The organism is Hydrogenophaga defluvii (assembly GCF_042665235.1).
GTDB classification, from domain to species: domain Bacteria; phylum Pseudomonadota; class Gammaproteobacteria; order Burkholderiales; family Burkholderiaceae_C; genus Hydrogenophaga; species Hydrogenophaga defluvii_A.
In genome coordinates this window covers 1-19,839 of the sequence record NZ_JBHTBZ010000004.1, presented here as the reverse complement: position 1 = coordinate 19,839, position 19,839 = coordinate 1, and the positions used below count along the sequence as shown (strand labels likewise).

The following is a 19,839-nucleotide window of genomic DNA, read 5'->3' as shown; positions in this document are numbered from 1 at the left end:
ATACACCCCCACGCTTGCCACTTCGTGTGCTGCGCTCATGCCATCACCTCCGTGCGCTCGGCCACGCGCATCACCGCACTGCGCGAGCGCGCGTTTTCGGCCACCTCCTCGGCCGAAGGCATCACGCGGCCGATGCTGCGCAAAGCCATGGGCTTGGGCGCGGCAAAGGGCGCGCGGCGGTCGAACACCTCGCGCGAATGCTGGGCAATGAACTGTTTGACGATGCGGTCTTCCAGCGAGTGAAATGAAATCACCACCAAACGGCCCTTGGGGCGCAAGACCTTCAAAGCCGCCGTCAGCGCTTGTTGCAACTCTTCAAGCTCGGCGTTGATGAAAATCCGAAAAGCCTGAAATGTGCGCGTTGCAGGGTCCTTGCCCGGCTCGCGGGTTTTGACCGCGCCAGCCACGACTTCGGCCAACTCGGCGGTGGTTCGAAGAGGGCCCCGTTCCTGTCGGCGACGATCAATCGCCTTTGCAATCGGTTGAGCAAACCGTTCTTCGCCGTATTCACGTATCACCTCCGCCATCTCGGCCACATCGGCCGTTGCAATCCACTCAGACACACTCTGGCCGCGCGTGGTGTCCATGCGCATGTCCAGGGGGCCGTCGTGGCGAAAAGAAAAACCCCGTGTGGGGTCGTCGATCTGAGGGGAGCTGACACCGAGGTCCATCAGGACCCCGTCAGCGGAGGCAGCCTCCAGCTCCCCCAGTTGTTTGAAGCCCTCGTGGCGCACGCTGATGCGCTCGTCCACATCGGCCAGGGCATTGGCGGCCGCAATCGCCTGCGGGTCTTTGTCGAACACAGTCAGACGGCCCAAGGGCGACAGGCCCGAGAGAATGAGGCGCGAATGCCCGCCCCGACCGAAGGTGGCGTCGATGTAGTGGCCATCCGGCTGAACCGAGAGAGCGTCAACCGCCTCGTTCAACAGGACGGTGCGGTGACTGAATGTGTCTTGCACCGTCGGCCCTTAGAAAGAAAAGTCCTTGAGGGCATCGGGCATCTCGCCCTGCATGGCCTCGGCCTCCTGGGCCGCGTAGGTGGCGGCATCCCAGAGTTCGAAATGGTTGCCCATGCCCAGCAGCACAGCATCCTTGGTGAGGCCGGCGGCGGCACGCAGTTCGGGCGAAATCAGCACCCGGCCAGCACCGTCCATTTCAGCGTCCATGGCGTTGCCCAGGAAGATGCGCTTCCACCACTGGGCCGACATGGGCAAGGCGGCGATGCGGTCGCGGAAGACCTCCCACTCGCCACGCGGGAACACCATGAGGCAGCCGTGGGGGTGTTTGGTGATGGTCAACTGGCCCGCGGCCGTGGCGCTCAGCACGTCGCGATGCCGCGTCGGCACGGACAACCGGCCTTTGGCATCGAGACTGAGGGAGGAGGCGCCTTGGAACACGTGATTACCTGAAAACTACACTTTTCACCACTAAATTGCACTTTTCCCCACTTTATCAGGAAATCCACGGAGCACCAGCCACTTGTCGGAAATTTTTTCAATGAAATCAAGCACTTAGACAAGTTTTGCAAAGCCACTTACAAGCCAAAACTTATTAAAAATGAAGCACTTAGCGAGGGCTCTGAATGTGTTGCTTCAAAAAGAACACCCGGCGCGCTGACGCGGGCCGGGTGCCGAACGTGGGCGGGAGCGGCTTCAGGCGGCGGTGTACGCGGTTTTCACGGTGGTGAAGAACTCGGCCGCGTAACGGCCCTGTTCGCGTGGGCCGTAGCTGCTGCCTTTGCGGCCGCCAAAGGGCACGTGGTAGTCCACACCGGCGGTGGCGGCGTTGACCATGACCATGCCGGCCTGGGCCTCGCGCTTGAACTGGGTGGCGTGATTGAGCGAGCTGGTGCAGATGCCGGCCGACAGGCCAAAGGCCGTGTCGTTGGCCAGCGCCAGCGCGTGCTCGAAGTTGTCGGCCGGCACGATGCAGGCCACCGGGCCAAAAATCTCCTCGCGTGCGATGCGCATGCCGGGCTCGGCGTCGACGAACAACGCGGGCTCCAAATAAAAGCCCTGGGTGGCGCGTTCCAGCACGCGCCCGCCAAAGGCCAGTCGCGCGCCTTCGTCCTGGCCGATCTGGATGTAGGACAGGTCCTGCGCGAGCTGCGACTCGTCCACCACCGGGCCGATGTCGGTGCCGGGTGCGCGCGCATCATCCACCTTCAGCGTCTTCAGGCGCTCGACCACCGCCTCGGTGAAACGCGGCAGAATGCCACGCTGCACGATGAGCCGGCTGGACGCGGTGCAACGCTGGCCGGTGGAGAAGTAGCTGCCCTGCACCGCACATTCCACGGCACGCGCGAGGTCGGCGTCGTCCAGCACCACCAGCGGGTTCTTGCCGCCCATCTCCAGCTGCACCTTGGCAAAACGCGGCGCGGTGGCGGCCAGCACGCGCCGGCCCGTGTCCACCGAACCGGTGAAGCTGATGGCGTCGATGTCCGCGTGGTTCAGCAGCGTCTGCCCCACCTGGCTGCCCGGCCCCATGACGAGGTTGAACACCCCGGGCGGGATGCCGCTGCGGCTGATGATTTCGGCCAACGCCCAGGCGCTGCCGGGCACGAGGTCGGCCGGCTTGAACACCACGCAGTTGCCGTAGGCCAGCGCCGGCGCAATCTTCCACGCGGGGATGGCGATGGGGAAATTCCAGGGCGTGATGATGCCCACCACCCCGATGGGCTCGCGCGTGATGTCCACCTCAATGCCCGGGCGCACCGAAGGCAGGTGCTCGCCGCTGGCGCGCACCACCTCGCCGGCAAAGAAGCGGAAGATCTGGCCGGCGCGGGCCACCTCGCCCACGGCCTCGGGCAGGGTCTTGCCTTCTTCGCGCGCCAGCAGGTTGCCCAGCTCGTCCTTGCGGGCCAGCAGTTCGGCGGCGATTTTTTCCAGCGCGTCGGCACGCACCTGCACCGACCCGCGCGACCACGCGGGAAAGGCCTGGCGCGCGGCCTGGATGGCGCGTTCGGTTTGGGCGGCGTCGGCGTGGGCGTATTCGCCCACCAGATCGCTGGTGTCGGAGGGGTTGATGTTGCGGCGCAAGCCGGTGCCGGCCAGCCATTCGCCGGCGATGAGGTTGTGGTGCATGGGCAAAGTCCTTGAGAAAAAGTCAGGGGCGGGCGCTGGCCGCGCGGGCACGGGCGACGGCAGCGGGCAGGTCGGTCCAGGCCGGCTGTTGCGGCGCAAAACGCTGGCGCATGTAGCCGGCCAGCTCCACCAGCTGGCGGTCGTCCAGCGCGTCCTTGAAGGCGGGCATGAAGCCGATGTCGCGCGTGGTCGGGTCTTGCACGCCCTCCAGGATGCTGCGCAGCAGGTTGTCGGGGTGCGCGCTGTGCAGGTTGGTGTTGAGGGCCAGCGGCACGTTCACGCCCAGCAGGCGCGGGCCGTTGCCGTCGTGGTGGCAGGCGGCACAGGCCTGGTCGAACATGCGTTGTGCCGAGCCCTGCAGTTCCGGCGCGCCCGCCGCTGCGGTGGCGATGGCCTGGGTGGCTGCCTGTTCGGCCTGGGCCGCTGTGGTGGGCTGGCCGAAAGAGGCCAAGTAGTGGGCCATGGCACGCACGTCGGCCTCGGGCACGTCCTGCAGGTTGCGCACCACGTCGGCCATGGGGCCGCCGGCCATGCCGTGTTGTGGGCTGTGGCCGTGTTTGAGGTAGCTGTAGAAGGCGTCCTCGGTCCAGGGCACGGGGCCGGGGTGGCGGGCCGTGAGCGAGGGCGCCTCCCAACCCTTGACCATGGCACCGCCCAAAAAGGCCATGCCCTCGCGCTCGGCGCCCAGGGCGTTGCGCTCGGTGTGGCAGGCGCCGCAGTGGCCCACCCCGTTGACCAGGTACTCGCCACGTTGCCATAACTCTGAGCGCGTGGTTTCGGTGGTTTTGCGCGGGCCCGCCTCCAGGTACAGCGCGTTCCAGCCCGCGAGCAAGGGCCGCGCGCTGAACGGGAACTGCAGCTGCGTGGCGGGCGCCTCGGCGCGCACCGGCTTCTGGCTCATGAGGAAGGCGTACAGGGCGGTGAGGTCGTCGTCGCTCATGCGCGTGTACGCCGTGTACGGGAAGGCCGGGTACAGGTGGTGGCCATCGCGCGAGATGCCTTCGCGCATGGCGCGCTGGAAGGCGCTGAAGGACCAGGCGCCAATGCCGGTGGTCACATCGGGTGTGATGTTGGTGGTGTAGACCGTGCCAAAGGGCGTGTCCATGGCCAGGCCACCGGCCAGGGGTTTACCCGCATCCACCGTGTGGCAGTGCGCGCAGTTGCCCAGCGCGGCCAGTTGTCGGCCTTTTTCGATGGTCTCGGCCGTGTAGACCGCGGCGGTGCTGGGCGCCACGGGCGCGATGGCCGAGCGCCAACCGGCCAGGCCCAGCAATACGCCCACCCCACCGGCCAGCAAGGCGGCGGCCCTTAACCACCCACTTTGCCAGGCACTGCGCCGGCGTGGCCAGGGCGCGTCCGCCGGCACCTCGGGCAGGGGCGGTGCGGCGGCTGCGGGCGCGTCCAGGCGCTGCGGGTTCAAGGCTTCGCGCACCACCTCGGCGGTGAACGGGGGTTGGCGGAAACGCACGCCAGTGGCGTCGAAGATGGCGTTGGCGATGGCCGCCGTGCCCGGCACCGAGGCCGACTCGCCCGCGCCCAGCGGCGGCTGGTCGGGCCGAGGCATTTGCATGACCTCGATCACCGGCACCTCGCGAAAACTGAGGATGGGGTAGCTGCCCCATTCGCGCGAGGCCACCACGCCGGTGTCGGGGTCCACCCGCACCTGCTCTTTCAGCGCGCGGCTGGTGGTCTGCAACACGTTGCCGTGGATCTGGTGTTCGACGCCAGCGGGGTTGATGGTGAGACCCGCGTCGTGGCCCACCACCACCCGCTTGACGTGGACCTCGCCGGTTTTCTGGTTCACGTCCACATCGGCCACCCAGGCCGCCCAGGCGGCGCCAAAACCGGGCCACTTGCTGTGCACGTAGCGCGCGTAGGCCACGCCCTGGCCGTGCAACCAGTCGCCGGTCGCGCCCTGCCCTTGGGGCTGGGTGTGGGGTGTCCAGCCGGCGCGCTGGGCGGTAGCCTGCAGCAGTTCGCTGGCGCGTGGGTCTTTGAGGTAGCGCAGGCGGTATTCGACCGGATCGACTCCGGCGGCCACGGCCAGTTCGTCGATGTAGGACTCGTGCGCAAACGAGTTGGGCATGGCCGACACCCCGCGCAGCCACGAGGCTCGCAGGATGGGCGGCATGTCGTTGACGGTGACGCGCAGATCGGCGATGTCGTAGGGCGGGCGGGCGGTGCGGTCGCCCATTTCGAAGGCGGTGGCCGCCGGCTCCACCGTGCGCGTGAGCAGCAAGGCGAGCGTGGGGGCCGCGTTGGACGGGTAGGCGCTGCGGAAGTCGTAGGCAGCGATGCCACCCTCGGCGGTGATGCCGCCGCGCACCTCCATGAGCTGGGCCGCGCCCTTGGGTTCCCACAGGTGCTCCTGCTCGCGCGTGAGCTGCACCCGCACGGGCGCGCCGACGGCACGCGAGAGCAGTGCGGCGTCGGCCGCCACGTCGTCGGCGCAGTTGCGGCCGTAGCAGCCGGCGGCCTCCATGCGGACCACGTCCACCGCCACATCGCCCACGCCCATCAGGCGCGAGAGGTCGGCGCGCAGCACGTGCGGGTTTTGTGTGCCCGCGTAGACGCGCAGCGCTGGTGTGCCCGCATCGCCCAACCAGTCGGCCACGGCACACGAGGGGCCGATGGAGGCGTGCATCTGGTAGGGCCACACGTAGGTGCGTTCCATCACCTGGCTGGCACCGGCCAGGGCCTGGCCGACGTCGCCCTCGTCCACCAACTGGCGCGGGCGGGCCGGGTTGTCACGCAGGGCCTGGGCCAGGTCGCCCAGCGGCGCCATGCCCGGCCAGGGCTTCCAGCGCACCACCAGGGCGGCACAGGCGGCCTCCGCCTGCTCCTCGCGCTCGGCGACGATGCCCACGAAGTCGCGGATCACCACCACCGCACGGATGCCGGGGATGTGGGCGATGGAGCGCTCGTCCACCGATTCGAGGGTGTTGCCGATGAAGTCGCCATGGTCGGCGCCCGCGTAAGGCGGGCGCACCACGCGCCCGTGCAACATGCCGGGCACGCGCATGTCGTGCACAAACACCGCGTCGCCAAACGCCTTGGTCGGGATGTCCACACGCGGCTGCGGCTGGCCCACCACGCGGTAGTCGGCCACCGCTTTGACGGGGCTGTCCAGGTCCAGGCGCAGTTCGATGCGCCGGCCCTGCAGCAACTGACCGTAGCTCACACTTCGCGTGGCATCGCCCGCCACGCGCACCTGCCCGCCGTCGGCGGTGAGGCTTTCCACCGGCGAGTCAAGTTGACGCGCGGCCTCGGCCAGCAGCCAGGCACGCGCCTGGGCCGCCGCCTTGCGCAAGGGCACGGCGTGGATCTGGATGGACGCGCTGGCGATGGTGGGGCCCTGGTTGGGCGCGCGGCCGGTGTCGCCGAGCACCATGTCCACCTGGTCCATGGTGAGGTCCAGCTCGTCGGCCACGATCTGGCCGAGCGCGGTGCGGATGCCGGTGCCCAGGTCGACGTGGCCGTGCAGGCCCAGGGCGGTGCTGTCGTCCCACACCGACAGCAACACCTCCACCCCTTCGGCCGGGTTGCCGGCCACGATGGGGGGTTGGCCGGGCGCCGGAGCGGGCGGCGGTGGCGGGTCACGGGTGACCAGCAGCACACCGGTGGCAGACAGGAAATCGCTGCGCGCACGCAGCCGGGAAAGGCGTTCGCTTCGGTTCATGCGTTGGTGGGTTCGGACGGCGGAATGGGCGACAACGCCGCCACGGCACGCTCCACGGCGGCCAGGATTTCAATGTGGGTGCCACAGCGGCACAGGTTGCCCGAGAGGGCATCGCGCACGGACTGTGGGCTGGGCCGGGGGTTGTGGGCCAGCAGGGCGGCGGTGGTCATGATCATGCCGTTGAGGCAGTAGCCACACTGCGCGGCCTGGGCCTGGATGAAGGCGTTCTGCACCACGTGGGGCCGCAGGCGGTCGCCCAGGCCTTCAAGCGTGGTGATGGCCCGGCCTTGCACCTTGGCCGCCGGAATCACGCAGGCCCGTGCGGCCACGCCGTCCACGTGCACGGTGCAGGCGCCACACTGGCCGAGACCACAGCCGTATTTGGGCCCGTTGAGCCCCAGGTCGTTGCGCAGCACCTGCAACAGGGTGGCGGTGCCCCCCACCGTCAGCGGGTGGGTGCTGCCGTTGACGGTGAGCGCGATGGGCTGGTCTTGGGAGGAAAGAGCGGCCATGCGCGGTCGTTAAGCGGTGCCGCTGATGCGGCGCAGCAGCGCCGTCAACTGCTGACGTTCGTCCGCACTCAGGTCACCAAAGGTCAGTTCGGAGATGTGCTGTGCGTGGGGCAGGGTCTCGTCCACCGTGGTTTGCCCGAGGGCCGTCAGCGTCACGGTGGCGTGGCGCTTGTCGCCCGGTTCGTGGGCCACGCTCACCAGGTCGGTCCACTTCAAGCGCTCCACGATGCCACGCACCGCCGGCTCGTCCATGGCCGTGGCCTGCACGATGTCGCCGATGGTGGCACCCGCGTGGTCGCGCACCGCACACAACACCACAAACTGGGCGGCGCTGAGCTTGTTGGCCGGCACAACCGACTGGAAGATGGCCGTGTGGCGCTGGTAGGCGCGGCGCAGCAGGTGGCCGACCTGGTCGGTCACGCGGTAGTCGTTCGGGGTCTGTGGGGTGCTCATGTTTGTCTCGCTCCGTGGGGGGTAGAAAGGATCTCAGACACTCAAATAGGCACGCCGGATGTCCTCTGCGCGGGACAGTTCTTCTATCGTGCCCTCGAAACGGATCTGGCCTTTTTCGAGCACGTAGGCCCGATCAGACACCAGTTCCGCGAAGTGCAGGTTCTGCTCCGACAAGAGGATGCTCACGCCCTTGGTTTTGAGCTCCAGGATCATGTGGGCCATCTGCTCGACGATGACCGGCGCCACGCCTTCGGAAGGTTCATCGAGCAGCACCAGAAAGGGGTTGCCCATGAGCGTGCGGCCCACGGTCAACATCTGCTGCTCGCCACCGCTCATGCGGCCGCCGGGGCGGTCGGTCATCTCGCCCAGGTTGGGGAAGAGCTTGTAGAGGTCTTGCGGCGTCCACACCGGCGCATCGCTGCCGTCGGGCCATCGGCGCGGCGGCTGGCGCCCCACTTCCAGGTTTTCGGTCACGGTCAGGTCGGTGAACACACGCCGGTCTTCGGGCACAAAACCCATGCCCAACGAGGCGATCTGGTGTGGCTGCGCGTCCGACACGTCGTGGCCCATGAAGCTGACCGTGCCCTTGTGTTTGTCCATCAGGCCCATGAGGGTCTTGAGCGTGGTGGACTTGCCGGCGCCGTTGCGGCCCATCAACGCCACCACCTCACCACGCCGCACCTGCAGGTTGATGTCGTACAGGATTTGGGCCGCACCGTACCAGGCCCTGAGACCGTGTGCGTCCAGCAAGACCTCGGGGCTGTGTGTCTGGGGGGCTGTCATGCCGCTTGCTCCTCTGGCGCCTTGCCAGCTTCCTGGGATTTTTCGAACGTCTTGCCGGAACCGAAATACACCTCCTGCACCTTGGGGTGGTCACGGATCACGTCGGGCTTGCCCTCGGCAATCAGGCGGCCGCGCGCCAGCACCACCATGCGGTCGGCGTAGGCGAACACCACGTCCATGCTGTGTTCGGTGAACAACACGGCCACACCGCGTTCGGTCACCAGCTTCTTGGTCAGGGCCATCAGCTCGTTGCGCTCTTTGGGTGCCATGCCGGCGGTGGGCTCGTCCATCAGCAGCAGCTTGGGGGCATTGGCCATGGCAATGGCCAACTCCACGCGCTTCACATCGCCGTAAGCCAACACGCTGCAGGGCCGGTCGGCCTGCGAGGCCATGCCGACCATGTCGAGCAAATCCAGCGCATCGCTGCGGCGGTGTTTGGCCGCCGCCGACCACAAGGAAAACAGCTTTTTGTCTTGCGACAGCAAGGCCATCTGCACGTTCTCCACCACGGTGAGCGAGGAGAAGGTGGCGGCGATCTGGAAGGTGCGGCCCACGCCCAGGCGCCAGATGTCGCGCGGCTGCAGGCCCACCAGTTCGGTGCCAGCCAGGGTGATGGAACCCCGGTCGGCCTTGAGTTGGCCGTTGACCATGTTGAAGGTGGTGGACTTGCCAGCGCCGTTGGGCCCGATCAAGGCCAGCAGCTCGCCGGCCTTGAGTTCGAAGTTGATGCCGTCGACGGCCTTGACACCACCAAAGGACTTGCCCAGGTTTTCGACTTTCAGCAGGCTCATCGCGCCACCTCCGTTTGTACGCGGCGCAGGTCCAGCAGCTGCCGGAAGAAGCCGGCAATGCCCTGCGGGAACAGCAGCACCAGGATCAGGATCACCGCGCCCAGCAGGGCACGCCAGTATTCGGTGCTGCGCGCCATGACGTCGTGCAGCCAGGTGTAGCTGACCGCACCCACCACCGGGCCGGCCAGGGTCTGTATGCCGCCCAGCAGCACCATCACCAGGCCATCGACCGAGCGGCTCACGTTCAGCGCCTCGGGCGAGATGCAGCCCTTGGAGAAGGCGAACAGCGCCCCGGCAACGCCAGCAAACGCACCCGCGATCACAAAAGCCACCCACTGCATGGCCTTGACGTCCAAACCGATGGCGTCGGCACGCAGGAAGGAATCGCGTCCGGCGCGCAGCGCGTAGCCAAACGGCGAGAACAACATGCGGCGCAGGGCCCACAAGGACGCCGCCACCAGCACCAGGGTGAGGTAGTAGTAGGCGGTCTTGTCCGACAGCCACTCGGCCGGCCACACGCCGGTCATACCGTTGCTGCCACCGGTGAAGTCGTCCCACTGGTACACACCGGCCCACACGATTTGCGCGAACGCCAGGGTCAACATGGCCAGGTACACGCCTGAGAGCCGCACGCTGAACCAGCCCACGATGAGGGCACCTATGGCCGCCACCACGGGGGCCAGCACCAAGGCCATTTCCATGGACAGGCCCAGCTTGCGCACCACCAGCGCGGCCGCGTAGGCGCCCAGGCCAAAGTACGCGGCATGACCGAAGGAGTGCATACCGGCCGGCCCCATGATGAAGTGCAGGCTGGCGGCAAACAGGGCCGCGATCAGCAGGTCGATCACCAGCACCACCACATAGGGCGAGCCGCTGGAGGCCGGCGGCAACACCAACAGGGCCAGGGCCAACACGGCCACGCCGGTGAGGAACAGCTTGTCGGCAGGCCGGATGGGCATCTCGGCCTCACCCATGGCCCGCGATGCGGCTTGCTGTTTGCCCATCAGGCCCCAGGGTCGCACCACGAGCACGATGGCCATCACCACAAACTCGGCCACCAGCGTGAGCTTGGAGAAAGAGATTTCAATGCCAAACACATTGACCAGGCCCAGCCAAATGCAGATGGCTTTGATTTCAGAAATCAAAAGCGCCGCAACAAAGGCACCAGGGATGGAGCCCATGCCGCCCACCACCACCACCACAAAAGCGGAGCCGATGATGTGCAGGTCCATCTCCAGGTTGGCCGGTTCGCGTGGCAGCTGCAGCGCGCCGCCCAGGCCGGCCAGCATGGCGCCCAGGGCAAACACCGCCGTGAACAGCCAGGCCTGGTTCACGCCCAGGGCGCCCACCATCTCGCGGTCTTGTGTGGCCGCACGCACCAGCGTGCCCCAGCGGGTGCGGGTCAGCAGCGCCCACAGCAGGCCCAGCACGATGGGGCCCACCACGATCAGGAACAGGTCGTAGGCCGGGAACTGGCGCCCCAGGATTTCCACCGAGCCGGTCATGCCTGGCGCACGTGGGCCCAGCAGTTCCTCAGGGCCGAACAGCCACAACACCCCGTCCTTGATGACCAGCACCAGGGCAAAGGTGGCGAGCAGCTGGAACAGCTCGGGCGCCCGGTAGATGCGCCGCAACAGCGTCATCTCCACGATCACCCCCAACACACCCACGGTGAGGGCCGCGATGGGCACGGCGAACCAGAAGCCCAGCCAGTCCAGGCGGTCCACCAACGCGTAGGCAATGTAGACCCCCACCATGTAGAAGGAGCCGTGTGCAAAGTTCACGATACGGGTGACACCAAAAATCAGTGACAAGCCCGCCGCGACCAGAAACAGCGACGAAGCGCCGGCCAGGCCATTGAGCAACTGGACAACAAAGCCCGAGAAGTTCATACCACCTCTGTGGATTGCAAAAGGTCAGACATACAGCGCCTCGTTCTGTTCATGTGGGGAATCAGTCCGCCGGACGCATCTTTTTGACCTCGTCGGCCGAGGGCAGGAACTTGGCGCCGTCCATGTAGCGCGAATTCACCATCACGCCCTTGCCACCCTCGTTTTTGGTGCGGCCCACGTAGGCGCCCATGGTGGACTGGTGGTCTTCAGGACGGAACACGATGGGGCCAAACGGCGTCACCACATTCAAACCACGGAAGGCCGTGATAATCTTTTCGGTGTCGGTCGATCCGGCCTTCTTCACACCTTCGATGATGGACTTGATGGACGAGTAGCCGACCACCGATCCCAGGCGCGGGTACTCCTTGAACTTGGCTTCGTAGGCGCTGCGGAAGGCCTCGTGCTCAGGCGTCTTGATGGCGTACCAGGGGTAGCCGGTGACCACCCAGCCGTCCGGCGCTTCGTCCTTGAGGGGATCGAGGTACTCGGGCTCGCCGGTCAGCAGGCTGGCCACTTCCATGCCTTTGAACAGGCCACGGGTGTTGCCTTCGCGCACGAACTTGGCCAGGTCGGCACCGAACAGCACGTTGAAGATGGCATCGGGCTTGGCGTCGGCCAGGGCCTGCACCACGCTGCCGGCATCCACCTTGCCCAGCGGCGGCGCCTGCTCGGCCACAAACTCGACATCAGGCTGTGCGGCCTTGAGCAGCTTCTTGAAGCTGGCGGCGGCCGATTGGCCGTATTCGTAGTTGGGGTAGACGATGGCCCAGCGCTTTTTCTTCATCGCCGTCACGTCGGGCATGAGCATGGCCACCTGCATGTAGGTGGAGGTGCGCAGGCGGAAGGTGTAGCGGTTGCCGTTGTCCCAGACGATCTTATCGGTCAGTGGTTCACCGGCCAGGAAAAACACCTTCTTCTGCTTGGCAAAGTCGGTCAGGGCCAGACCGATGTGCGACAGGAAGGACCCCGTCAGCACGTCCACCCGTTCACGCGACAGCAGCTCTTCGGCGGCACGCACGGCGTCACCCGGGTTGGCGTTGTCGTCACGTGTGATCAGTTCGACCTTGCGCCCCATCACGCCGCCGGCCGCATTCACCTCGTCCACCGCCAGCTGCATGCCTTTTTTGTAGGGCTCCAGAAATGCGGGCTGCGCCTTGTAGCTGTTGACCTCGCCGATTTTCAACACGCTCTGCGCCTGCGCGCCCACCGCTACCAACAGGCCGGCCGCGCCCACGATCAGCGGGCGAATTCTTGCCAGGGCATTCAACTTGAACATGGTCTTTCCTTTCAGGGGGTTAAAGTACTTTCACGCTTGCATCGGGCCGCAGCCGCTCACCTCAAACCGTCTTCGCCTTTGATCTCGCTGACCTGCAGGCCGCCGATGCGTGGCAGCGGGCGTCCGCTGTCGGTGACGGCCACCGCCACCACGATCTCGTTGGCGCGCGGCGCATCGCTCACACGCGCCTCGATGGCATCAAAGTGGCTGCGCACAAAGGCCGCGTCCTTGTGGCCCAGTGGCACGTCGATGGCGGTGCCCAGGCCGCCACGCTTCTTGCTCGACGGCACCAGCGCAGCGCCCTTCTCCACCGCCTTGCGCAACGGCGCGCCCAGCTTGGGGTGCAGGATGGCGGCGGCGTGCTCCAGCTCGCCGGCCTCGCCCACGATGGCGGCCTTGCCATAACTTTCGGCCTCGCCTGGGGCAATGCCCAGCGCCGCCACACATTTCTCGCCCAGCAGCGCGCCCAACTCTTCGCCAATGGCGATCAGCGCGTCGAGGTTCTGCTCGTAGCGGCCGGCGCAGGGGTTTTCGATCACGGCCATGGCCACGGCGCGGCGGGTGGGCGGGTTGATGGCCTGGCCCATTTCGATGCGGGTCTCGTCCACCTGGACAAGCAGTTTTCTGATCTTGGCTGTCATGGTTTTCCTCGTGAGAACAATTGATCTAGGGCCTCAGCGCAGGCCATCCCATTTGGCGATGTCGGCGGCTTTGAGTCCGCCCACACGGGCGTGCACACGCGGCCCGGTGGCCATGGCCAGCAGGTAGACCACCTCGTCCGGCAGTGGCGCACCGGGCACCCGCGCCTCGATGGCGTCGAAGTGGCTGCGCACGTAGCTGGCGTTGATGTGGGTCAGGGGCACGTCCAGGGTGCAGCCCGGCGGGCCCACTTTTTTGGTGGAAGGCACGATGGACAAGGCGTTGCCCGGCTGGCCGGTTTTGTCTTCGCCCTTGCCGGCCATGTAGGCCGCGCGGTCGCCGCCCCAACCCAGCAGTTCGCGCATCGCGTAACCGCCGGGCACATGCCACAAAGCGCCGTGTTCGTGTTCGCCGGCCGCGCCCACGATGGCACCTTTGCCGTAGCTTTCGATCTGCGCCCTGTCCACCCCCATGGCGGCCAGCAACTGGTGCGCCATCTGCGTGCCCACGTCGTTGAGCGCGTCCATCATGGGCAGGATGTTGGGTTCGTACCGGCCCGCAAAAGGGTTGGTCAACACCGCGGCGATGAAGCCACGTCGCAGCGGCTGCGCCGCCACCGGGCCAAACTCGTGAAAGATGTCTTCGACGTGGGTGTGGGTTCTTCGGATCTCGATCATGGGTGAAGCTCCAGCACGCGGGCGGCTTGGCCCGGCGCATTTGTTTCGTGCGATGTGTTGAGGGGCAGCGGCACCGTGCCGCTGGTTTCGGTGGACAGTGTCCAGCCTTGGCAAGTGATGAAGCAGGCCTGGATGTGGCCGGCCGCACGCAAGGCCAGGGCATGTTCGCGGCCCGCCTTCAGGGCCTCGGCCACCTGCCAGGGGGTGAGTTCGGGCACGTCCAGCGTCACGGGGATGTCGCCCAGGTCGCTGTCGTCCTTCAGATGCTTGGCCGGCACACGCGCGATGCCGGGGGCGTCGACATTGACGGCGTTGCCGATCAGGGACGCGGCGGCATCGGCCTCGGCGGCCGTGGCGGCCAACACCGTCACGCTGTCGGCAATGCCGAGCGAGAAGCTGCGCCCGCGCCAACCGCTGGTGGCCACGCCACGCACCGCACTGCCGTGGGCCACTTCAAAGGCGCCGTCCACCTGCAAGCCATGCGCCGCGTCCAGGCGTGCCAGGCGTTCGATCTGGGCGTACAGGCCAATGCGGAACGACGTGCCCGGGGTGAGGTGCAGCGCGATATCGCCACCGTTGTTGACCCACGCACGGGTGATGCCCGGGCGGTCGTAGGCCAGCAGCAGCTCCTGCGCCACCGCGCCCGCCACCGCCACCATGGGCGTGACGAAAGCCGGACGGTGCACCTCGGCCGCTGCCCACATGCGGCGCGCCACCGGGCCCCGCAGCGTGCAAACGCCGTCCACTGGGGTGCGCAGCGTCGGCAGCTCGTCCACCAACTCCTGCAGGAGGCCACGGAAGCGCTCCCAGGCCTGCGCGTGCGCCTGCCGCACCGCTGCGGTATCACCCTCGGCCCCGAGGACGATGTCCATCGGCCCGTGCTGGAAGTGGAGCCGCCCGTCACCGAGCGACCGACATTGCGCCAACATATTCATCCGATCTGCGGTTTCTGGCCCAGGGGCCAGGGGTTGGTGGTGTGGTTGAGCACCCATTGACGGCGCGTGGGTGCGCCGTCGTTGTGCCACGCGCCAGTGCGCAACACGTCCTCCAGGCTGCGCACCTCATCCAAGTGCCCCCCCAGGGCTGCATAGTGATCCAGACGCATGCTGAATTCAATGGGGGCGATGATGGCCGGCGTGGGCACGGTGCCAAAGCTGTTGTCGGGCATGCGCATCACATCCAGCATGACGGTGATGCCACCGCCCGGCCACACATAGGCCGGTGCACCGCCACAGGTCACGTTGACCAGCGCGTCCTTGATGCTGCGGGTGAGCAGCACCGGGTTTTCGGTGGCGCCTGCGCGCAGGCTGCCACCGGCGCCGGCCAGGAACAACACCGTGGTCATGGACGGCTCGCAGTTCTCGCCGATGCGGTCCACAACGGCCTGCACCGCTTCGGGCATGGGCTGCTCGCGCGGCACCAGCTGGTCGTCCAGCACGTACCAGGCGGCGTGCTCGCCGGTGGTCGATGTCATGAGCAGGCGCAGGCCGGGCCAGGCCACATCGGCATCCCAACCTTCGATCACCTCCATCGGGTCCGAGATCGACGTGCCGCCCCAGCCGGTGCCGGGCAAGGCCACCTGGAAGTAGCGGCCGGGCGTGGACTTGCGCCCGCGCATGGCAATGCCAGACGGCCGCATGTCCAGGCAACGGCCGGCCTGGTGTTCGGTTAACACGCCGGTGATGTGGTCGTCCACCACCACCACCTCGTCCACCTTGCCGTACAACTGTTTGGCGAAGATGCCCACCGTGGCCGAGCCACAGCCCACGCGCATGCGCTGCTCTTCCACGCCGTTGACAATGGGCGCCTTGCCGGCCTGGATCACGATCTGAGCACCACCGTCGATGGTCAGCTCCACCGCCTTCTTGTTGCCCAGCGCGGCCATCATGTCCACCGTGACGCGGCCTTCTTTTTTGCTGCCACCGGTGAGGTGGTGCACGCCGCCCAGCGACAACATCTGCGAGCCGTACTCCGCCGTGGTGACGTGCCCCACCACCTCGCCTTTGCAACGCACGTTGGCTTGCTCGGGACCCAGGTAGCGATCGGTGTCTATCTTCACTTTGAAGCTGCAGTAGCTGAAGATGCCTTCGGTGACCACGGTCACCATGTCCACGCCTTGCGCCTTGGAACTGACGATAAAGGGTGCGGGCTTGTAATCAGGGTAGGTGGTGGACGAGCCCACACCGGTCACAAACACCTCGTCGGCCAGCAGCAGGTCGCCATTCCAGTCGGGCACCTCGGACACGTCCTGCGCATCGGGCGCACCGTTTTGCACCACACGCCCGGCGAACTGCACCAGCTTGGCACCACTGTCGTCCAGCGTCTTGCGCAACAGCACCACCGGATCGACACGGATCAGCACGCCATCCTGGTTGGCATAACGGTCGCACGCACCGGTGCGGCCATTCGTGATCTGGCACAAGACCGGACAGGCGTTGCACTCGATCTTGGTCTCGGCCATCCGCTCGCTGCGCGGGCGAGCCCGCTCCAGCACCTGGGGCTCATCCATCCCCGGCAGTCCGTCTGTTCTGGTGTGCTCGGTCATGCTGTTGCTCGCCTCAAAAATGCACGCTCAACTTGAGCGTGATTGAAATTTAATGTAGCATACACTACATGTACATGGAGTAAACCCTACATCAACTAACTAAGATTTTCATGTAGTCTTTGCTTACTGTCCATGGAGTAAACCCTAAACCAGTTTCTCATCATGCAATCTTTATGCCAATATCGGCGGCGCAACGTCCGCCACTTCAGGAGCTCGTATGACCCATGTCGTGACCGATGCCTGTGTGCGCTGCAAGTACACCGACTGTGTGGATGTGTGCCCGGTGGACTGCTTCAAGGAAGGCCCGAACTTCCTGGTGATTGACCCCGATGAATGCATAGACTGTGCGGTCTGTATCCCCGAGTGCCCCGTCAATGCGATCTATGCCGAAGAAGATCTGCCCGCCGATCAGCGGCACTTCATTGCCATCAACGCCGAGCGCGCACCCGGCTGGCCAGTGATCACCAAGCGCAAGCCACCGCTGCCCGACGCAGAAGCGTGGAAAGACCGGACCCACAAATTCGACACCTTAAAAGACTGACCCTTCGCCTTAGGAACCACCATGAGTGCATTCATCGAAGAACGCGTGCTCAGTGTCCAGCACTGGACCGACCGCCTGTTCAGCTTCACCACCACCCGCGACGCCGCCCTGCGCTTCAACAACGGCCACTTCACCATGATTGGCCTGCGCGTCAATGACAAGCCACTGCTGCGCGCCTACAGCATCGCCTCGCCCAACTACGAGGACCACCTGGAGTTCCTCAGCATCAAGGTCGAGGAAGGCCCGCTGACCTCGCGCCTGCAGCACATCCAGGTGGGCGACACCGTCATCGTCGGACGCAAGCCCACCGGCACCCTGGTGGTGGACTACCTGCTGCCGGGCAAACGCCTGTACCTGCTCTCCACCGGCACCGGCCTAGCCCCGTTCATGAGCATCGTGCGCGACCCCGAGACCTACGAGAAGTTCGAGCAGGTCATTCTGGTGCACGGCGTGCGCACGGTGGACGAACTGGCCTACCACGACCTCATCCTCGACCACCTGCCCAGCCACGAGTTTCTCGGCGACCTGATCGCCAGCCAGCTGCTGTACTACCCCACCGTGACGCGCGAGGACTTCCGCAACGTGGGCCGCATCCCCGACCTGATCGAGTCCGGCAAACTGTTTGCCGACCTCGACCTGCCGCCGCTGGACCCAGCCACCGACCGCGCCATGATTTGTGGCAGCCCAGGCATGCTCAAGGACCTCAAGCACCTGCTGGAGGCGCGTGGCTTCAACGAAGGCAACACCTCACGCCCCGGCGACTTCGTGATCGAGCGCGCCTTCGCCGAATCCTGAAAACCGCTTTTCGCCCCTGCCCCCAACGCCCATGAGCACCGCAGCCACGCGCACCACCACCCGCAAACCCGCTGCTCCTGGGCGCAAGCCCGGTGTGCGCGAACTGGCGGCCCAGGAAACACAGGAGAGCATCCTCCGCGCGGCCACCCGCATTTTTGCCAAGCACGGGTTCTCGGGCGGGCGCATTGACCAGATTTCCAAAGCCGCCAAGTCGCACGATCGGATGATCTACTACTACTTTGGCAGCAAAGAGGGGCTGTACATCGCGGTGCTCGAAGACCTGTACCGTCGCTTCAACGACGCCGAGGCAGGCCTCAAGCTCAATGTCGACCAGCCCGAGGAGGCGCTGGTGGCGGTGGTGAGTTTCATCTGGGACTACTACCACCGCAACCCCGATTTCATCACCCTGCTCAACGACGAGAACCTGCACCGGGGCAAGCACATCTCCAAGTCCCTCCGGGCGCGTGAGTACTCCTCGCCCGCCATCCAAATCCTGGAGTCGGTGCTGGCCAGTGGCGTGCAGCAGAAGGTCTTCCGCAGTGGCCTGTCGGCGCGTGACGTCTACCTCATGATCGCCGGCCTGAACTACTTCTACCTCTCCAACCGCTACACGCTGTCCGCCTTCCTGGGCGAAAAGCTGGAACAGCACGATGCGATGGCGCATTGGCAACAGTTCGTCATCGACACGGTGCTGCGCACCGTCAAACCCTGAAACCCCTCAACACCACACCGGAGCGACACATGGCAGAAGCTGCAAGCAGTGAAAAATCGGGCAAGGTCGTCATCAAGAACATCGGCCTGCTGCTCTCGGGCGACATCGACAACCCCATCCTGAGCGCCGACACCATCGTGGTGTTGGACGGCCTCATCGTGGCCGTTGGCAAGGAAAAAGACTGCGACCTCGAAGGCGCGCGCCAGACCATCGACGCCCGCCGCACTTGCGTGGCGCCCGGCCTGATCGACAGCCACGTGCACCCGGTGTTTGGCGACTGGACCCCGCGCCAGAACCAGCTGGGCTGGATCGAATCGACCATGAACGGCGGCGTCACCACCATGATCTCGGCCGGCGAGGTGCACTTGCCAGGCCGCCCCAAGGACATCGTGGGCCTCAAGGCCCTGGCCATCACCGCGCAGCGCGCCTTTGACAACTTCCGCCCCGGTGGCGTCAAAGTCATCGCCGGCGCGCCGGTGATTGAAAAAGGCATGGTGGAACAGGACTTCAAGGACATGGCCGACGCCGGCGTCAAGCTGCTGGGTGAGGTGGGCCTGGGCTCCGTCAAGGCCGGCGAAGAAGCGCAACAAATGGTGGCCTGGGCACGCAAATACGGCATCCAGAGCACCATCCACACCGGTGGTCCGTCCATCCCCGGCTCGGGCCTGATCGACAAGGACGTGATCCTGGAGGCCGACGCCGACGTGATCGGCCACATCAACGGCGGCCACACCGCCCTGCCCTGGAAACACGTGTGTGAGTTGTGCGAAAAGTCCTCGCGCGCCATCGAGATCGTGCACAACGGCAACGAAAAGATCGCCATCGAAGCCGCCCGCGCGGCCATTGAGCTCAAGTGCCCCCACCGCGTCATCCTGGGCACCGACGGTCCAGCCGGCTCAGGCGTGCAGCCGCTGGGCATGCTGCGCCTCATTTCGCTCATTTCCAGCTTTGCAGGCATCCCAGCCGAGGTGGTGTTCGGTTTTGCCACCGGCAACACCGCCCGCATCCGCAACCTGAACTGTGGCCTCATCGAAGTGGGCCGCGCCGCCGACTTCGTCTTCATGGACAAAGCACAACACACGGCCGGGAAAGACCTGCTGGAGAGTGTTCAACTGGGCGACATCCCAGGCATCGGGATGGTCATGATCGACGGCCTGGTGCGCTGCGGCCGCAGCCGCAACACGCCACCGGCCACCGAAATCCCCATGCTGCTCTGACCCACCCCGTTGCTTGCCCGCTGCGCGTGGCCGCATCCCCCTCAAGGGGCGACACCAGCCGTCCGGCAAAGCCGGCCCGGCGGTGTCTCCCGCTTGAATCGCATCGGGCGACGGCGCTGCTGTGGCACGGAGCCCAACACCACCATTCCAAAGGAAAAATCCATGAAAGTCTTGGTCCCCGTCAAACGCGTGGTGGACTACAACGTGAAGGTCCGGGTGAAGTCGGACGGCACGGGTGTGGACA

The 19,839-nt window shown here is 66.0% G+C and carries 18 protein-coding genes and 1 pseudogene; 5 read left to right on the top strand and 14 right to left on the bottom strand.

Features of this window, described 5'->3' with window-relative positions; all coding sequences use genetic code 11:
* Positions 1 to 35: 35 nt before the first annotated feature.
* The 14 genes from rsmH to ACFQU0_RS00605 form a co-directional block, all read right to left on the bottom strand.
* On the bottom strand, positions 36 to 959 hold the full coding sequence (gene rsmH, locus ACFQU0_RS00670; RefSeq protein ID WP_382197884.1) for a 16S rRNA (cytosine(1402)-N(4))-methyltransferase RsmH: 924 nt from the start codon (positions 957 to 959) through the stop codon (positions 36 to 38).
* Between the two features lie 9 nt (positions 960 to 968).
* On the bottom strand, positions 969 to 1,397 hold the full coding sequence (gene mraZ, locus ACFQU0_RS00665) for a division/cell wall cluster transcriptional repressor MraZ (RefSeq protein WP_382197882.1): 429 nt from the start codon (positions 1,395 to 1,397) through the stop codon (positions 969 to 971).
* Between the two features lie 255 nt (positions 1,398 to 1,652).
* Positions 1,653 to 3,083 carry an aldehyde dehydrogenase family protein gene (locus ACFQU0_RS00660; RefSeq protein ID WP_382197881.1) on the bottom strand — a complete coding sequence of 477 codons (1,431 nt, stop codon included), beginning with the start codon at positions 3,081 to 3,083 and terminating at the stop codon, positions 1,653 to 1,655.
* A gap of 22 nt (positions 3,084 to 3,105) precedes the next feature.
* Positions 3,106 to 6,762: a molybdopterin cofactor-binding domain-containing protein gene (locus ACFQU0_RS00655; RefSeq protein ID WP_382197879.1), complete on the bottom strand. Its 3,657-nt coding sequence runs from the start codon at positions 6,760 to 6,762 to the stop codon at positions 3,106 to 3,108.
* The gene (locus tag ACFQU0_RS00650) at positions 6,759 to 7,274 is read right to left on the bottom strand and encodes a (2Fe-2S)-binding protein (protein WP_382197877.1); all 516 of its coding nucleotides are present in this window, start codon (positions 7,272 to 7,274) and stop codon (positions 6,759 to 6,761) included. The genes ACFQU0_RS00655 and ACFQU0_RS00650 overlap by 4 nt, the downstream gene beginning before the upstream one ends.
* Positions 7,275 to 7,283: 9 nt before the next feature.
* Positions 7,284 to 7,727: a MarR family winged helix-turn-helix transcriptional regulator gene (locus ACFQU0_RS00645; RefSeq protein WP_382197875.1), complete on the bottom strand. Its 444-nt coding sequence runs from the start codon at positions 7,725 to 7,727 to the stop codon at positions 7,284 to 7,286.
* 33 nt (positions 7,728 to 7,760) lie between these two features.
* A complete protein-coding gene (locus ACFQU0_RS00640; protein ID WP_382197873.1) occupies positions 7,761 to 8,510 on the bottom strand; it encodes an ABC transporter ATP-binding protein in 750 nt (249 codons plus the stop codon).
* The gene (locus ACFQU0_RS00635; RefSeq protein WP_382197870.1) at positions 8,507 to 9,301 is read right to left on the bottom strand and encodes an ABC transporter ATP-binding protein; all 795 of its coding nucleotides are present in this window, start codon (positions 9,299 to 9,301) and stop codon (positions 8,507 to 8,509) included. Before ACFQU0_RS00635 ends, ACFQU0_RS00640 begins: the two co-directional genes overlap by 4 nt.
* Positions 9,298 to 11,193, bottom strand: coding sequence for an ABC transporter permease (locus ACFQU0_RS00630; protein WP_382197867.1), 1,896 nt, complete (start codon positions 11,191 to 11,193; stop codon positions 9,298 to 9,300). The genes ACFQU0_RS00635 and ACFQU0_RS00630 overlap by 4 nt, the downstream gene beginning before the upstream one ends.
* Positions 11,194 to 11,254: 61 nt before the next feature.
* A complete protein-coding gene (locus ACFQU0_RS00625) occupies positions 11,255 to 12,469 on the bottom strand; it encodes an ABC transporter substrate-binding protein (RefSeq protein WP_382197864.1) in 1,215 nt (404 codons plus the stop codon).
* Positions 12,470 to 12,525: 56 nt separating this feature from the next.
* Positions 12,526 to 13,110, bottom strand: coding sequence for an amino acid synthesis family protein (locus tag ACFQU0_RS00620; RefSeq protein ID WP_382197861.1), 585 nt, complete (start codon positions 13,108 to 13,110; stop codon positions 12,526 to 12,528).
* A 33-nt stretch (positions 13,111 to 13,143) separates the two neighbouring features.
* Positions 13,144 to 13,785: an amino acid synthesis family protein gene (locus ACFQU0_RS00615; protein WP_382197858.1), complete on the bottom strand. Its 642-nt coding sequence runs from the start codon at positions 13,783 to 13,785 to the stop codon at positions 13,144 to 13,146.
* Positions 13,782 to 14,714, bottom strand: coding sequence for a UPF0280 family protein (locus ACFQU0_RS00610; protein WP_382197855.1), 933 nt, complete (start codon positions 14,712 to 14,714; stop codon positions 13,782 to 13,784). Before ACFQU0_RS00610 ends, ACFQU0_RS00615 begins: the two co-directional genes overlap by 4 nt.
* Before the next feature lie 2 nt (positions 14,715 to 14,716).
* Positions 14,717 to 16,330, bottom strand: coding sequence for a 6-hydroxynicotinate reductase (locus ACFQU0_RS00605; RefSeq protein WP_382197852.1), 1,614 nt, complete (start codon positions 16,328 to 16,330; stop codon positions 14,717 to 14,719).
* 217 nt (positions 16,331 to 16,547) lie between these two features.
* Here ACFQU0_RS00605 and fdxA point away from each other — a divergent pair, with 217 nt between their 5' ends.
* The 5 genes and pseudogenes from fdxA to ACFQU0_RS00580 form a co-directional block, all read left to right on the top strand.
* Positions 16,548 to 16,871, top strand: coding sequence for a ferredoxin FdxA (gene fdxA, locus ACFQU0_RS00600; RefSeq protein WP_382197849.1), 324 nt, complete (start codon positions 16,548 to 16,550; stop codon positions 16,869 to 16,871).
* Between the two features lie 21 nt (positions 16,872 to 16,892).
* Complete coding sequence (locus ACFQU0_RS00595) at positions 16,893 to 17,666, top strand: ferredoxin--NADP reductase (RefSeq protein ID WP_382197846.1); 774 nt, start codon at positions 16,893 to 16,895, stop codon at positions 17,664 to 17,666.
* Between the two features lie 31 nt (positions 17,667 to 17,697).
* A complete protein-coding gene (locus tag ACFQU0_RS00590) occupies positions 17,698 to 18,378 on the top strand; it encodes a TetR/AcrR family transcriptional regulator (protein ID WP_382197844.1) in 681 nt (226 codons plus the stop codon).
* A 29-nt stretch (positions 18,379 to 18,407) separates the two neighbouring features.
* Positions 18,408 to 19,595 (top strand): amidohydrolase family protein, encoded by a 1,188-nt coding sequence (locus tag ACFQU0_RS00585; protein ID WP_382197841.1) that lies wholly within the window; start codon positions 18,408 to 18,410, stop codon positions 19,593 to 19,595.
* 162 nt (positions 19,596 to 19,757) lie between these two features.
* Positions 19,758 to 19,839: pseudogene (locus ACFQU0_RS00580) on the top strand (electron transfer flavoprotein subunit beta/FixA family protein); the annotation flags it as partial.

Excerpts from the sequence above, each read along its gene's own strand:
- ACFQU0_RS00660 (WP_382197881.1), bottom strand. The coding sequence starts at position 3,083 with ATGCACCACAACCTCATCGCCGGCGAATGGCTGGCCGGCACCGGCTTG.
- ACFQU0_RS00655 (WP_382197879.1), bottom strand. The coding sequence starts at position 6,762 with ATGAACCGAAGCGAACGCCTTTCCCGGCTGCGTGCGCGCAGCGATTTC.
- ACFQU0_RS00650 (WP_382197877.1), bottom strand. The coding sequence starts at position 7,274 with ATGGCCGCTCTTTCCTCCCAAGACCAGCCCATCGCGCTCACCGTCAAC.
- ACFQU0_RS00645 (WP_382197875.1), bottom strand. The coding sequence starts at position 7,727 with ATGAGCACCCCACAGACCCCGAACGACTACCGCGTGACCGACCAGGTC.
- ACFQU0_RS00640 (WP_382197873.1), bottom strand. The coding sequence starts at position 8,510 with ATGACAGCCCCCCAGACACACAGCCCCGAGGTCTTGCTGGACGCACAC.
- ACFQU0_RS00635 (WP_382197870.1), bottom strand. The coding sequence starts at position 9,301 with ATGAGCCTGCTGAAAGTCGAAAACCTGGGCAAGTCCTTTGGTGGTGTC.
- ACFQU0_RS00630 (WP_382197867.1), bottom strand. The coding sequence starts at position 11,193 with ATGAACTTCTCGGGCTTTGTTGTCCAGTTGCTCAATGGCCTGGCCGGC.
- ACFQU0_RS00625 (WP_382197864.1), bottom strand. The coding sequence starts at position 12,469 with ATGTTCAAGTTGAATGCCCTGGCAAGAATTCGCCCGCTGATCGTGGGC.
- ACFQU0_RS00620 (WP_382197861.1), bottom strand. The coding sequence starts at position 13,110 with ATGACAGCCAAGATCAGAAAACTGCTTGTCCAGGTGGACGAGACCCGC.
- ACFQU0_RS00615 (WP_382197858.1), bottom strand. The coding sequence starts at position 13,785 with ATGATCGAGATCCGAAGAACCCACACCCACGTCGAAGACATCTTTCAC.
- ACFQU0_RS00610 (WP_382197855.1), bottom strand. The coding sequence starts at position 14,714 with ATGTTGGCGCAATGTCGGTCGCTCGGTGACGGGCGGCTCCACTTCCAG.
- ACFQU0_RS00605 (WP_382197852.1), bottom strand. The coding sequence starts at position 16,330 with ATGACCGAGCACACCAGAACAGACGGACTGCCGGGGATGGATGAGCCC.
- fdxA (WP_382197849.1), top strand. The coding sequence starts at position 16,548 with ATGACCCATGTCGTGACCGATGCCTGTGTGCGCTGCAAGTACACCGAC.
- ACFQU0_RS00595 (WP_382197846.1), top strand. The coding sequence starts at position 16,893 with ATGAGTGCATTCATCGAAGAACGCGTGCTCAGTGTCCAGCACTGGACC.
- ACFQU0_RS00590 (WP_382197844.1), top strand. The coding sequence starts at position 17,698 with ATGAGCACCGCAGCCACGCGCACCACCACCCGCAAACCCGCTGCTCCT.
- ACFQU0_RS00585 (WP_382197841.1), top strand. The coding sequence starts at position 18,408 with ATGGCAGAAGCTGCAAGCAGTGAAAAATCGGGCAAGGTCGTCATCAAG.